Here is a 14,688-nt window from a genome sequence, read left to right on the forward strand (position 1 = left end):
CTCACTTTAAAAACATTTGAATATCTTATTTTTACCTTTGAATTATAAGTCTCACAAATAATAAGAGAGTGTAAAACCACTCTTACTTATTAATCAAAAATAATCAAAAATCGAGAGTTATGATGAAAAAGAAAATATTGGGCCTGATCATAGGGACAACCTTAGCCACCAATGCATATGCAGTAAATCATCCATTAGAAGATGCAAGTACCCAAGTAATGAATAAAATGGCAGAGCTTGCCATGCTGGCAAGTAATCCTGAAAATGTAATCCAAGATGGTGAACAAAAATATCTTGAATACAAAGGAAAAAAACTAAGAATTAATTTTGATGGCAACGTGAAATTTGGGATCTCCGATTTCCAATCCGAATTTGAAACCGTATTCGATTTTCTTCCGACTAAATGGGAAAAATATTGGTACGACGGCGGTTTTGATATTTATCCAGAAACCTTTGATGTTGCTGAAAAATGTATCTTCAGTCTTTATGCTGCAGCAAGAGGCTCTAAAGACAACGAAGGCAATTATATTTGGGAACGCGATATGTCGACCGAAATCGACACTTCAGAATGTGCCTCTGTTATTGAAAAACCAGCGATGTTCTTCAATACCAATCAATTAGAAAATGTATTAGCTGGCGATCTTTCTGGTGGCGTATTATTTGCTCAGGCACATATCATTCCAGCAAAAGCGACTGAACAAGAAAAACGCATGCACCTTGTTGCTCAACGTGCAACAAAAGTTATGTTTAAGCCAACAGAAGCCTTTGCTTCATACGCAGAAGTTGCTCTAACAGCAATGGATAGTAATGGTAAAACATTAGGTACGTTAGAGATGAAACGTCCTGATGCGCTGGCTCAAAATGTAATGGCTATTCCTGAAATCACTAATCCGAATATTGATTTTAGCTACGACGAAACTGCTGCATTCAATGTGCGTGAAGTATCAAGTGAAGCCATTTCTGCGGCACTAGCTGATCACAATGTAGTAAAACTAAGTACATGGAATGGTCATTGGATCCGAGACATTGTACTTGAGAAAAACAACCCTAAATTAGATGGTAAAACCTTCGTATTTACTTCAAGCGCAGGTTATAACTCAAACGTAAGTTACTATCCTGAACGTTCTAAAACAATTGTTAACGGCACAACTACCGTGTTTAAAAACGTTAATGGTGCATGGGTACTAGAAGACGATTTGATTTTTAATGAAATCGGCTATGCTGATGGTTTTTGGTCTGCTGAGCTACCAAAAGAGTGGCTTAATACAGGTCTTCAATTGTCATTTGAAAACCAAGGTAAAAAAGGCACATTAGCTCAAATTAAAGTAGGCGCTCCAACTGAGCTACTGCTTCATACCATTGATGTAGGTATGCTTGTTGAGCCTCGTGGTGCTTTCCATTTCCAAACCGACAAAGCGGCACAGCGCGAATATTTCGAAACTGCTCCAATCAGTAAAATGGTGGTAAATGAATATGAACCGGTACACTTTACTGAAGTAATGCTGCCAGATGGCACGCTATTAACAGATCTTGACCCAAGTGACGGCGGCTGGCACTCAGGTACGATGCGTCAACGTATTGGTAAAGAGTTAATCTCTATCGGTATCAACAACGCAAACTACGGTATTAACTCAAGCGTAGGTGTTGGTGAAAGTGAAAATCCTTATGTAGCAGCTCAATTAACTGCTCATAACACTCGTGGTAACTACAACAATGGCGTACAAACTCACGGTGGTTCTGGTGGCGCAGGGATGGTGACACTTGATAGCTCTATCGGTAATGAGTTTAGTCATGAAGTGGGTCATAATTACGGTTTAGGCCACTACCCTGGTGGATTTGAAGGGTCTATTCATAAACCAGCCAACATGACTAACTCTACATGGGGTTGGGATTCTTCACGTGATGTATTTATTCCAAACTTTTCACCATCAAACAATGGTGGTCAAAGCTGTCTTGATGATCAATGTGTTGAACCATTTAAGGGCATGTTCAGCTTTGGTTCTGATTCTATGGCGGGTGGCTGGGCAATGTATGGCGCACAACGATTTACGCTGTACACGCCGTATTCAATGCACTTTATCCAGAAGAATTTAGAAAGCAAAATTGTATTTGATGAAACCTCATCAACAGGCTTTAAAAAGTGGGATGAAGCAACAGAGAGCATGGTTGAGTACACACATTCAATCGATGATTTAGAAACAACATCAGTTAACCCATGGGACGCTAATGCAAGCCATATCGCTACGCTATTAACTGATTTCGATAAAGTAGACCTTTCAACTTGGAATGGTCATTGGGCACGAGACATGTCTGTTCCTGCTGCATCTACAATAAACAAAGGTAAAGTATTCACCTTTAATTCTGATGCTGGTTACAACTCTAATCTTGAAATAAATGGTGAACATATTACCGTTAACTACGGTAGTCGTTTAACGTTTGTATCTGATGGTCAAACATGGATTCAAGATGGCGAATATGAGCAAAACAGAGTGATCCGCCCAACGTCATTTGGTATTCCTGTTACAACATTAGTGGGTTACTACGATCCTCAAGGAAAACTGGATAGCTATATCTTCCCTGCACTGCACGGCTCTTATGGTTATGTTTATCCTGATGATTCAGCAAACTTAACAGTAAGTGAGTGTGCATTAGAAGTCAGCATGAAAAATGGCGATGTTCAGAAGTTTGCACTGAAGAATAACCGTCGTAACGCGGATAATATGAACAAGTTCCATGTAAACGTGGCACGTTCTGAAAATCCAACATCAGCCTCTGTTATCTGTGATGGAAAAGTACTGAATTCAACGGTAATTAGCAGTCCAAAACTTGAACCTGTATATACAGTACAAGGGGGCAATAAAGCAGTACGTTCAGTATCAATGCCAACAAATAATACGCCAAGAGTTCTAGCTGAACGCTATGAGCCCAAACATTGTGACAATGCTGAGCACAATCACTAATTAAGGTTCTACAGGTGTCTTAACGATTTCTGTATAGATAAAAATAAAAAGGGTTAAGGTCTTTCTTAGTAAAGCACCTTAACCCTTTTACTCTTAAATACTCTTTATTTATCAAATAATAAATCTTATTTCTCATACTCAAAAAACTATTATTTGATACAACTCAAAAAAACATCGAACAACTAGGCGTAAGTTGGATCGACATTACCATTTTTTGAGGGAATAAAAATGACGATAACAAGTGTTTACCGTAGAGATATTCTAGGTTTAGTTTTACTCATTTCCATTGTTTTAGCCACGCTTTATCTTCTTTTGGATCTGTTGGCTTTGTTTGCTTACCTAAACCATGAGAAAGAAATCGCATCAATCTTCTTTCATCAATCCTTTTATTTTCTGGTGTTTTTCATCCCACCATATTTTATCGCTAAGTACATCAAACAAATGGATATCACAACACGACAACTGATCACAGGCTAATGGACAGAAAAATTAAAATGCTTGGTTAGGATGACAAAGAATAGATTGTGGAGGATATAACATTTACTTTTTTTATTTGCATGATACTTATCTCTATTGTTTCTAATTGCCTTTAAGCACTAATTAGAACAATAGAGATAATATAATTAATGCGTGGTACGGCTTGACCCATTACGCACTAAATCTTGACCCGTTTGGAACACTTCTTCCGTTACCCAACGAGACAATAATAATTGGTGCTTATCATCTAATACTGCAACAAAACGACGACCATCTTTATTATTTGTTGCCATGGCAATACCAGCAACATTAGTTAATCCGAAACCACCATTTTCAGCAGCAACGATAAATGTTTCTAGATCTTCTAGATTCGAGATCATCTCTAATTCTTGGCTCATATGACTATTCTCTTGTAAGCTAAATCGTTAATCGCAGAATGGTACGGTTTTTATCTTATCAAGGCAATAATTGCTGCTACACGAATGTATTCTTTTCTATTGAAAATACCTCAAATGTCCTTTATTCCATTACAATTCGTTGAGCTCCACAGCCCTCTTCGTGCAAAATATCATCGGGATTTAATAGCTGACACTTATCCATGCTTAAACAGCCACAACCAATGCAACCTGTAAGGTTCTCTTTCAAGGATTGGATCTGGTGTAATTTAGCATCGAGATCTTTTTGCCATTTACTAGCTACCTTTTCCCAATCACGTTTAGTGGCCGTCTTTTGCATTGGTAAGTCTTCAAGCTCTTTGGTTATTTCTTCTAATGTGAAACCAACAAGTTGTGCCACTTGAATCAAAGCAATTCGGCGGAGCATTGAGGGGTGATAACGACGTTGATTTCCAGAAGTACGAATAGATGCGATCAGCTCCTTTGTCTCATAAAAACGCAATGCAGAATGGGCGACTCCGCTACGCTCAGAAAGCATACCTATAGTCAGTAACGTTTTTTCATTTAGCATTTGTCACTCCCTGACTTGCCATAAAGATAATGTTAACTTTACGTTTATACACACTATTACAGATAAAAAAACAGCCCTTACTAAAAAGTAAGAGCTGCTTCTAATCAAAAACTAGAGGATCTATGCTAACTAAAAACGGTAACCTACAGTAAGAGATAGCTGATCTTGGTCTTGATGATCTACATTGAAGAAGTCATAGCGTAAATCCGTATATAGTCCTATATCTAAATTAGCACGAACCCCCATACCACCCATCAGTGACATTTCTTTAAAAGAGTCGCTATAGCCATCATATGATACTTTTTCATTAACTCTAGCTAAGCCAACCGCACCATATGGTTTTACCGACCACTCTTCAAACTGAAATGTATAACCGATATCAGAATCTACTTTTAAAGTACTACCATCAAGGTCAATACCATGTTTGCTACCGTTATTATTCTGATATGAGGCATTGATACCGACGATTTGGTTAATGTCATAACCATACTCTAACTTAATACCATCCCCCCAATCTAAAGCTCGGTTATCAAGAATCAAATCGGTATTCGAATAACCACCACCGACACGGTGACCACTAAACTCATTGGCTTCAAAAATAGAAGCAGATACAGAAGGAGTTAATGCTAAAGTAAATAGGCTGGCTAATAACAATTTAGGTGTGTTGTTCATAATAAATCTCACTTAATTGGTCATCGAATCCATTCAATAAATTGGTTTAAATTAATTATTTTTAAATTGGATAAGATAAAATTAGCTATCTTCATTATCTTGTTTGTTTTGCTCTTCTAGATCCGCAAGTTGTTGCTCTAACTCACGAATTTTAATTTCGGCTTCAAGCTCTGCTAGGCGTTTTTCAGCATCACTACGATTATCTTGAGAATGCCCATCCGCTAAAACTTGAGTATCTTTACTGTTACGGGAATCTTCCAGATCTTTCATTGAGCCTGCAACTCCGCCTGTTACACCACCAACAGCTGCACCTTTCGCTGCAAGTCTTGCATCACCTGTTAATGCACCTAAGGTTACACCAACTAACGCTCCGCCAACTGCACCTCGGTTTCTTGCTGCATTTTCATTTTCTGCATCCATCGCTGGTGACGCACATCCTGTGACAACAAATGTAGAGGCAATCAGTACTGCTTTTAATTTATTGTTGAGGAAGAACATAAATAAACTCTCTCTGTTTTGTGGGGACAGGAGAATAATAAGAGAGATCGAGATGATTGAGAATTGAACATTAGTTATAGCGCTGATAACCACCGTTTATCACGCTATGATCTTTACCAAAAAATAAGCACAAAAAAACCGCCAATCAAAGATGGGCGGTTTATTAGATAAACTTGATGTTATATCGCCAAATTAGTAGGCGTTTAAGTCATAATCTTTTTTACGAGAACGAGCATCAGCAATAGCGCCATGCACCATTTTGCCAAATGCTTTGTCTTTTGCACGTTGTTCTGCCAGAGTTGCTCCATTAATCGCCTGCTCACGCATCAATTTTTGGTAGCTCACTAAACGACGTTCTTCAAGTTCCCCTGACTCAACCGCTTTTAGTACGGCACAACCTGGCTCTGAAATATGAGTACAATCACCAAAACGACACTTTTCAGCAAGATCGGTAATCTCACTGAATGTAGCACTTACGCCTTGCTCGCAATCACTTAACTGAAGCTCACGCATTCCAGGAGTGTCCATTAACAGGCCACCTTGCGGCATTAACTTAAGCGCTCGATACGTTGTTGTATGACGACCTTTACTGTCGTCTTCACGTATATCTCCAGTCTCTTGAGCTTCAAAGCCAAGTAAACCATTTACCAATGTTGATTTACCAACACCAGATGAACCAAGGAAAGCGATAGTCTGTCCATTTTTACAGTAGCTATGTAGAGCAACTAAATCATTCGAATCAAGTGCATTTACACTGTAAACACTCATCATTCGATTCAGCTTTTGAACTTGATCTTGCTTGTCATCTGCATCATCACATAAGTCAGCTTTAGTTAGTACCACAACTGGCTCTACTTCGGCTTCTTTTGCAATAGCAAGGTAACGTTCTATACGACTTAGATTAAAGTCATTATTTAACGAACACACGATCATGACGCTATCTACGTTTGCTGCGATTAATTGTGTTGCAACTTTTGATCCCGGCGCTTTACGATCAAACAAAGATTGTCTATCTAGTACGCGTTGAATTCGTAGATTTTCATCAAACAATACCCAATCACCGACACAAACACGATCATCCCCTGATGGTGGTAATAAGCTTGCTTGGCCTTGCTCACTCAAAACAATAATACTGCTTCGATGCTGCTCAATAACTCGACCTGTCTGAAGGTCTGTTAAGTCATCTAGAGTCAGTTGCTGTTGAAAATAAGGACGCCAGCCTAGTTGTGATAGTGTGAGAATTTGCTCACTCATTTGTTGCTCCATACATATGGTAGATTGTTTACCATTGATAACCGTTAACACATCAATGGTAAACACTCTTAAACTGTAAATTAACGCTGTTTTAAGTGGCTTTTAACGAAACGAATAGTAGCACCATACATTTAAAAAAGAGCAATAATACTTTTTCTATTAATGCTTATTTTCATCATTTTAAGATCTTGGTAGCAATTATTTGACTTAACTTCTATTACCTCAATGCGTTTACTATTATTATCGAATACTCAACGCCATAAAATATGGTCCTATCCCTCGCTGATGTAAAACAAGTTAGCCTTGTCATTACGATAAAAATAATTAATGAACCATATAGTCATTTATAACAAAAAAACCCCATTGAATATTTTCATTCAATGGGGCTTGGTCACTTTTAAAACAGACCGGTAATCTTCTTAGTAAGCGTGCTTTTTAAAGAAATTCTCAATAGAAGCTTTTGGCGTTTTTCCGATTTTCATCATTAAATCAAAGCTTGGATTTATAATGCCATGATCACGCTCTAACGCTTCTAGCTGTACTAACCATAGTGAAGCGGTCACCTCGGCATCGGCTAATGCTCGGTGAAACACGCCTTCGTTTTCAATTTGATGATACGCGACTAAGTCACCCAATTTATGTGATGGGGCCTCTTGAGTGAGTCGTCTTGATACTAGTAATGAACAAGCAAAATCACCATCGTAACTGCGCTGGATTAGATCTAATTCACCATCTAAAAAACGCTTATCGAATGAGGCGTTATGTGCGACTAAATTACAGCCTTGAATAAAATCAGCAAACTCACTCATTACGACATCACAACTTGCAGCATCGACTAACATTCGATTTGAAATACCGGTGTAATTTTCGATGAATGAACTCACTCTAAAACCCGGGTTCATTAGACCTTGAAAGCGATCAACCACCACCCCATTTTCTAATTTAACCGCACCAATCTCAATGGCACGATCGCCTTGGTTAGGTGATAAGCCTGTGGTTTCAAAATCGAGTACAACGACGGTATTTGCTGGGGCGGTTTTGTTAGCGCTAATTACTGACACAAATGATTTCCAAATAATAAATAAAAAGTGAAAGAGAGATTAATCGTAATGGAACAAAAGCATATAGAATTCGATCAAAAAACGCGAGCTGATATCCAGTCTCGCGTTTTTATCTATGCTTAATTCTACCGAGTTAAAATACGCTTATTTAGCAATATTAACCTGTAGCATTTTAACTTGGTGGTCTAAATACTCGTCATAAGTACCTTGGAAACTCACTAGTTTTTTCTCATTAATATCAATAATATGAGTTGCTAGTGATGATACGAACTCACGGTCGTGACTTACGAAAATTAAAGTACCTGTGTACACTTTTAATGCTTCGTTAAGTGCTTCAATCGCTTCCATATCCATGTGGTTGGTTGGTTCATCCATAACAAGTACGTTGATGTCTTGCATCATTAACTTGCCAAACAATAGACGGTTTTTCTCACCACCTGAGCAGCTTTTCGCTTTTTTATTTGCGTCGTCAGCAGTAAACAGTAAACGACCCAAAATACCACGAACCATCAAGTCATCGTGCTTAACGGTACGCCACTGAGAAATCCAATCAAAGATGCTTAAATCGTTGTCAAAATCAGCCGTGCTGTCTTGTGGGCAGTAACCAAAAGACGCATTTTCAGACCACTTAACAATACCTTCGTTTTGTTGTAAGTCTTGAACTAAGCAACGTAGGAAAGTTGTTTTACCTACACCATTCTCACCAATAACAGCTAAGCGAGTGCCCGCTTCTAGTAATAAATTACCACCTTCAAACAGAACTTCACCATCAAAGCCGTGGCCTAGGTTTTCAAGCTCTAGTGCTTGACGGTGCAGTTTTTTACCTTCACCAAAGTTAATTGATGGGCTCATACGACTTGATGATTTCACTTCATCTAGCGTGATTTTATCCATTTTCTTTGCACGAGAACTTGCTTGTTTCGCTTTCGATGCGTTAGCACCAAAACGGTTTACGAAGTCTTGTAATTCACTGATCTCTGCTTCTTTTTTCGCGTTACCCGCTAATAGTTGTTCACGGATCAAGCTTGATGCTTCTAAGAAGTACTCGTAGTTACCTGGGTAAATACGTAATTCACCGTAGTCGATATCAACCATGTGCGTACATACAGAGTTTAAGAAGTGTCTGTCGTGCGAGATAATGATCATGGTACATTTACGCTTGTTTAGCTCTTCTGCTAACCAGTTAATCGTATGAATGTCCAAGTTGTTGGTTGGTTCATCAAGTAACAAGATATCTGGGTTTGCAAACAGTGCCTGTGCTAATAACACACGCAATTTCCAGCCCGGAGCCACTTGTTGCATTAAACCAAAATGAAGCGCTTCATCAATACCAGCTTGGATTAAGATATCACCCGCGCGGCTCTCTGCACTGTAACCGTCCATTTCTGCGAATTCACTTTCAAGCTCGGCGACTTTCATGCCATCTTCTTCACTCATTTCTGGCAATGAATAGATGCGGTCACGTTCTTGTTTGATTTCCCATAGTTTTTTGTCACCCATGATCACAACATCAATTACGTTATATTGTTCAAACGCAAACTGATCTTGGCTTAATACACCTAATTTTTGTCCCGGCGTCATTGATACGTTGCCAGAACTAGGAGTTAATGCACCACTAAGAATCTTCATGAACGTTGATTTTCCGCAACCATTTGCGCCGATTAAACCATAACGGTTACCGTTACCAAATTTTGCTGAAATGTTTTCAAATAAAGGCTCTGCGCCAAATTGCATTGTGATATTGTTTGATTGTATCAACGAAATAATTCCTAGGGTTTACTGACAAGTCATGATTTGGCTATAGAGAGCCACAAGATGAAGGACGAAAGTATGATGAATGAGAAAATCTAGGCGCGGATTATACAGAGATCTTGATCACAATGTCGAGGAATATGATGTTTTAATACACAATAAAAAAGCCTTAACTCTCATTAAGGCTTTAGCTTATTAGTCTGTTATTACTTCTCTTCAAAACGCTGCGCTAATTGATAAAATTCATTCACTTGATTTTTTAGCTTCTTAGATGTGCTATTTACCGAATAAGTGGTCTTTAAATTTTGCTCTGCCGTTGAAGCAATAGATTGAATATAAGTATTCACATCACCAGACAGTTGACGTTGTTGGTCTGCTACATTTTCTATTGACGTCATTAATTGATTCATTGATTGCATCATTGAATCAACTTCAGATAATCGTTGCATGCTCACCTCTCCCATGTCATTGCATAGTTCAGTTTGCTGTCGGTTAGACATAATCTCTAATTGCCAAGATTCAATCATCAAAAGCATGGCAGCGACACTCTCTTTTATCTGAATTGTTGCATTAGAAGTACGGCTAGATAATGCTCTAACTTCATCGGCAACGACTGCGAAACCCCTTCCTTGCTCTCCCGACCTTGCTGATTCAATCGCTGCATTTAACGCGAGAAGGTTAGTTTGATTAGCAATACTACCTATCTCTTCCATAAGTTGATTGACTTCTTTTGCTTGTGTACTCAATTGCTCAGTCATTTGTGTGGCAGATTTCGCTTGGATCGTTAATTGTTCTAAATTTACATTGGTTTGAGTAATACTCTCTTTTGTTAATCCGCATGACTTAATCGTCATATTAATGAGCTCATGTGCCTCATTAGTACTAAGTGATACATCATCAGCAGACGATTTAACCCGCTCTGTTGCTATGCGAACGTGATGAATATCTTTTGTTTGCTGTTCTAATTCCTGCGTTACCAATATTGCCGTTGAGCTTAAATTATCAGCCAATTCTTGAAGCGGTTTTGCTGAGTCCGTCATTCTGCCTAAGACGGTTCTAATCCGAGATGAGGATAATTTCAAATGAAAATCAGCAATTGAAAACTTATTATTACCAGAAAAAATAAGACGGCTAACACTGTCATATTTCACATGTAATTTTTTTAATTGACGCGGTGTATCAATGAGTTCTTGGCGAAAAAGTAGGATTACGACACACATAGGAAGAGCGCTACATAACAATGCCATCACTCCATTTAAATTGAATAATGTCGATAAAACGGGAACGGTCAATGCCACTAGTAATAACAAATAACGAAAAGTATCATTTATTGAAAATGACCACCCTTGTCCACTGTTCTCTGCTTTTAAAAGATCCGCGTAAGCTTTTTCAGCAATAACAACCCATTCACGTTTAGGTTTCACACGTACAGACTGATAACCAATTACAGTATCATGTTCATAAATAGGCGTAACGTAGGCATCTACCCAATAAAATCGACCTGATTTTGCTTTATTTTTTACTATTCCTCGCCATGCTTTTCCCTGTTGTAAGTTTCTCCACATGTCTGCAAACGCTGCTTTAGGCATTACTTCATGACGAATTATATTATGATTTTTACCTTCAAGCTCTTCCTTGCTGTATTCCGCAATACGACAGAACGCTTCATTACAATAAGTAATAACACCTTTAAGATCAGTAGTAGATACAAGCTGCTCGTCATCACTTAAAAAAGTTTCAATCATTTTTGCCTACAATATAAAAAAGAAATTAATAAATTTCCTTTATCATAGATGCATTTCACTATTTACCACAATAAAAACCACATTTAATGACGAAAAGAAGGTATTTATTTATCCAAACCACTGTTCAGATCATTGCATTATAATTGATTTCATAATACTGACCTGTGTTAATATTTCTTTAAGCCCTAAATGAACTTTAGAACTTTAGAGCTTAAAAGATAACACGTTTTTAATATGCCTCTATATTAACGCCAGACCCCCCACTCTCCAGTCGTTCCCGGTTCTTCCCCTTTTGTCCACCACTGTGCTGTCCACTCTTTACTGTTATAGCTAACAACATCCCCTGTGTTATAAATTAAACCTGCTTGCCATGTGTTTGTTGGCTCAACTGGCGGCTCTACCGGTGGTGTTGTATCTGCTTTAATTAAAGAAAGTTGGTAACTTAAATCAGCACTTGGTGCAAACACTCGGTTAGCGTAAATATTAGTAGTGTCATACATATAATGATTCATTTCTTGGTGCCAAATACCAATAAACCATTCTTTATTTTTCAATTGGTTAAATTGTCCTGCCAGTTCCGCTGACCATGTCGCCGTATTGTTCACAGTAATGGCTAAACTGATGTCTGTTGTTTCTGCACCTGTCGCATCAAACGTTCTGAATCGAACCGTATCGCCTGATTCTACTGGCCCAAATCCTTGGCTAATGTAATACCCTAAATCAGAATATGATGGCAGTGGGTCGACTGGATCTGTCGGTCCTGGAGGTGTCGTTCCCGTTCCGTCAAATGAAATATCGCTGCAGTTATAAAAGCCTTCACCAGCGGCATCTTCACGCTGCCAACGAGTATAAAGGACGGCCGAATCAACTCTATCCGCAGGAAGAGTAATATTAATACGGTATTTCTTATCCTCACCTACAGGCACATTGCCCGCGGTATCAATTAGATCTAAGTCACCCCATGTTAGTGGAACGGTTGGATCGTAATTAGAATTAGATAAATAGAACTGCCAGTAAGAAGGGTTGTGAGGTGCAGTGGCATTAAAGATAAGTTCAATCTGGCTATTATTATCTAAGGTAACTGCCGTTTTTTGCCAATGAGAAGAACCTACGTTTAAGCCTGTTTTTGCATTATCGCCCGCTGAACATAAGTTACCATCACGAACAATGGCTTGAACATGTGCCATGTCTTTATAGTTTGGTACATTGGCAGCAACCTCATTACGTTGAACAAAAGGAAACGCTCCTGATTCATCATATGCTGCCTGACATGCCTGATTGGGAATGGTATTATCCCAAAAACCACCATCTAAATAACAGGTGTTTTGTCTTGCGCTAGGGTACTCAACCCAACCATGAGCTTGCGCTCCCATTGATGATAGTGCACCAATAAAAGCAATACTGAGCGAACTGATTTTTATTTTATTTGTCATGATTTCATCCTTGTTTATAAACAATAAAAGCGAGACGTTAACGCCTCACTTTTGTTTATAAAACTAGCAAGAATTCATAAATTGGCGATAAGTTCGGGGATAAATCGATGCTTTATTTACGCATTTGTTATCTACCTTGCATCTAAGAATGAGCAAAATGAAAGCGTATTATATTCTTTCGAGTCAGTTCATTCTTTATGGCTCACATCTGCATAAAGTGCGGTTTACTTCTTTTATTGGCCAGCTGCACTTGCTTTTCACACTCACGGAAATGAGACTTTTGCTTATCACTGTGCTGAACAATACATTTAAAATAACAAGAGAACTAGAATTTACAATGTAAACAGACATAAAAAAAGCGTTAAATATAATACTCAACGCTTTGATTTATAGTTACTTAATAGAATAAATTACGAGTTAAATTCACTCACATCTATATCAAGTAATTTACCGATGCCTTCACCATAAGCAGGATCGGCTTTATAACAATGTCTTAAGTGACGTAGTTGAATCTCTTTTGGCACACCATTTAAATTACGCGCGGTGTTGTCAAACAAGATCGCTTGTTTCTCAGCGGTCATTAGACGGAATAGATCGCCCGGTTGTGAGAAGTAATCTTCATCTTCACGGTGATCCCAATGTGCTGCTGCGCCATCTAAGTTTAGTGGTGGCTCAGAAAAATCTGGCTGCTCTGCCCATTGGCCTTCGTTGTTTGGCTCATAGCCTAATGTGCTACCGAAGTTTCCATCAACACGCATTGCGCCATCACGGTGGTAACTATGCACAGGACAACGAGGTGCGTTTACAGGGATATGCTGGTGGTTTACACCTAAACGGTAGCGTTGTGCATCACCATATGCAAATAAACGGCCTTGTAACATCTTATCTGGAGAGAAGCTGATACCCGGAACCACGTTTGCAGGGTTAAATGCCGACTGCTCTACTTCTGCGAAGAAGTTTTGTGGGTTACGGTTTAGCTCAAATTCACCCACTTCAATTAATGGGTAATCTTTGTGTGGCCATACTTTGGTTAGATCAAACGGGTTATAAGAAACCGTCGCCGCTTCTGCTTCTGGCATGATCTGAACTTTCAATGTCCATTTAGGGAAATCTTGGTTATCAATGCTTTCTAGCAAATCACGTTGATGACTTTCACGATCATTACCAATCACTGCACCCGCTTCAGCATCAGACAAGTTTTTAATGCCTTGCTGAGATACAAAGTGGAATTTCACCCAGTAACGCTCGTTATCACTATTGATAAAGCTAAACGTGTGGCTACCAAAACCATGCATATGACGGTAAGTAGCAGGAATACCACGATCACTCATTACGATCGTTACTTGGTGAAGCGCTTCAGGTAATGATGTCCAAAAATCCCAGTTGTTTTTCGCGCTTCGCATATTTGTGCGAGGATCGCGTTTAACCGCGTGGTTTAAATCAGGGAATTTTAGAGGATCACGTAAGAAGAATACAGGTGTGTTGTTACCCACTAAATCCCAGTTACCTTCTTCTGTGTAGAATTTTAGCGCAAAACCACGGATATCACGCTCTGCATCTGCTGCACCACGCTCACCAGCTACGGTAGTAAAACGTGCAAATAGCTCAGTTTGTTTACCAATTTCAGAGAACAATTTTGCTTTTGTGTACTTTGTGATGTCATGAGTAACCGTAAATGTACCGTAAGCACCAGACCCTTTTGCGTGCATGCGACGCTCAGGGATCACTTCACGATCAAAATGCGCCAGTTTTTCTAAAAACCACACATCTTGCAATAATTGAGGACCACGTTTACCCGCAGTTTGAACATTTTGGTTATGTGCAACAGGACAACCTGCCGCTGTGGTTAGCTTTTTAGTCATGTTTATTA

12 protein-coding genes are annotated in these 14,688 nt (G+C 38.9%); 2 read left to right on the forward strand and 10 right to left on the reverse strand.

The genetic code is table 11. From position 1 onward, the window contains the following. The first annotated feature begins 119 nt into the window (after positions 1–119). A complete protein-coding gene (locus PVK71_RS03315) occupies positions 120–2,960 on the forward strand; it encodes a M66 family metalloprotease (RefSeq protein WP_274421747.1) in 2,841 nt (946 codons plus the stop codon). Between the two features lie 228 nt (positions 2,961–3,188). Further along, positions 3,189–3,437: a D-fructose-6-phosphate amidotransferase gene (locus PVK71_RS03320; RefSeq protein WP_274417720.1), complete on the forward strand. Its 249-nt coding sequence runs from the start codon at positions 3,189–3,191 to the stop codon at positions 3,435–3,437. A gap of 146 nt (positions 3,438–3,583) precedes the next feature. On the opposite strand, the gene PVK71_RS03325 is transcribed toward PVK71_RS03320, so the two are convergent. From PVK71_RS03325 to PVK71_RS03370, 10 genes are all read right to left on the reverse strand, one after another. Further along, entirely contained in the window at positions 3,584–3,835 is a 252-nt protein-coding gene (locus tag PVK71_RS03325) for a hypothetical protein (RefSeq protein ID WP_274417718.1), read from the reverse strand. Between the two features lie 121 nt (positions 3,836–3,956). Next, a complete protein-coding gene (soxR, locus tag PVK71_RS03330) occupies positions 3,957–4,403 on the reverse strand; it encodes a redox-sensitive transcriptional activator SoxR (protein ID WP_274417717.1) in 447 nt (148 codons plus the stop codon). A 129-nt stretch (positions 4,404–4,532) separates the two neighbouring features. Next, entirely contained in the window at positions 4,533–5,075 is a 543-nt protein-coding gene (locus PVK71_RS03335; protein ID WP_274417716.1) for a porin family protein, read from the reverse strand. Between the two features lie 81 nt (positions 5,076–5,156). Then, entirely contained in the window at positions 5,157–5,573 is a 417-nt protein-coding gene (locus PVK71_RS03340) for a glycine zipper domain-containing protein (protein WP_274417715.1), read from the reverse strand. 192 nt (positions 5,574–5,765) lie between these two features. Beyond that, positions 5,766–6,827, reverse strand: coding sequence for a ribosome small subunit-dependent GTPase A (gene rsgA, locus PVK71_RS03345; protein ID WP_274417714.1), 1,062 nt, complete (start codon positions 6,825–6,827; stop codon positions 5,766–5,768). A gap of 419 nt (positions 6,828–7,246) precedes the next feature. Next, the gene (locus PVK71_RS03350; RefSeq protein WP_443111705.1) at positions 7,247–7,879 is read right to left on the reverse strand and encodes a 3'-5' exonuclease; all 633 of its coding nucleotides are present in this window, start codon (positions 7,877–7,879) and stop codon (positions 7,247–7,249) included. Between the two features lie 153 nt (positions 7,880–8,032). After that, positions 8,033–9,646, reverse strand: coding sequence for an ABC-F family ATPase (locus PVK71_RS03355; RefSeq protein WP_274417712.1), 1,614 nt, complete (start codon positions 9,644–9,646; stop codon positions 8,033–8,035). A 200-nt stretch (positions 9,647–9,846) separates the two neighbouring features. Then, a complete protein-coding gene (locus PVK71_RS03360; protein ID WP_274417711.1) occupies positions 9,847–11,385 on the reverse strand; it encodes a methyl-accepting chemotaxis protein in 1,539 nt (512 codons plus the stop codon). 245 nt (positions 11,386–11,630) lie between these two features. Continuing rightward, on the reverse strand, positions 11,631–12,818 hold the full coding sequence (locus PVK71_RS03365) for a lytic polysaccharide monooxygenase (RefSeq protein ID WP_274417710.1): 1,188 nt from the start codon (positions 12,816–12,818) through the stop codon (positions 11,631–11,633). A 410-nt stretch (positions 12,819–13,228) separates the two neighbouring features. Next, positions 13,229–14,680 carry a catalase gene (locus PVK71_RS03370; RefSeq protein ID WP_130047082.1) on the reverse strand — a complete coding sequence of 484 codons (1,452 nt, stop codon included), beginning with the start codon at positions 14,678–14,680 and terminating at the stop codon, positions 13,229–13,231. Positions 14,681–14,688 lie beyond the last annotated feature (8 nt).

Origin of the sequence: Aliivibrio sp. S4MY1, assembly GCF_028765545.1 — a bacterium.
GTDB lineage: Bacteria > Pseudomonadota > Gammaproteobacteria > Enterobacterales > Vibrionaceae > Aliivibrio.